Below are 244 nucleotides of genomic sequence, written 5' to 3'. Positions count from 1 at the left end.
AATTTTCGCCAATCGCATCAAGAAGCGCAGCCTTGTCATTAAAATCCAAACCCTCAACCCGAGGCTCTGGAACAGCAAGACGAATTTGCGCATTTGGCGAGAAAGAACGATTCCACAAGTCCAAAGAATCCGCAACAGCCAAAACTGCGCGCGACGCAAGCGGCATAGTATCAATCGCAATGCGATCATGCGACTCGCGCTTACGCATAGACAATCGCCCTTCATCATCCGCAACCAACTCCAT

General features: G+C 50.0%; 1 protein-coding gene. It reads right to left on the bottom strand.

Going from position 1 to position 244, the window contains the following annotated elements:
• A partial coding sequence (locus tag QP437_RS10830; RefSeq protein ID WP_285267775.1) for a hypothetical protein occupies positions 1 to 208 on the bottom strand: 208 nt, incomplete at its 3' end.
• Positions 209 to 244: the final 36 nt, after the last annotated feature.

The sequence above is a fragment of the Haemophilus sp. UMB1048 genome, from assembly GCF_030218125.1.
GTDB lineage: Bacteria > Pseudomonadota > Gammaproteobacteria > Enterobacterales > Pasteurellaceae > Haemophilus_D.
The sequence above is the reverse complement of the archived record's forward strand: the minus strand, read 5'-3'. Positions and strand labels throughout refer to the sequence as shown.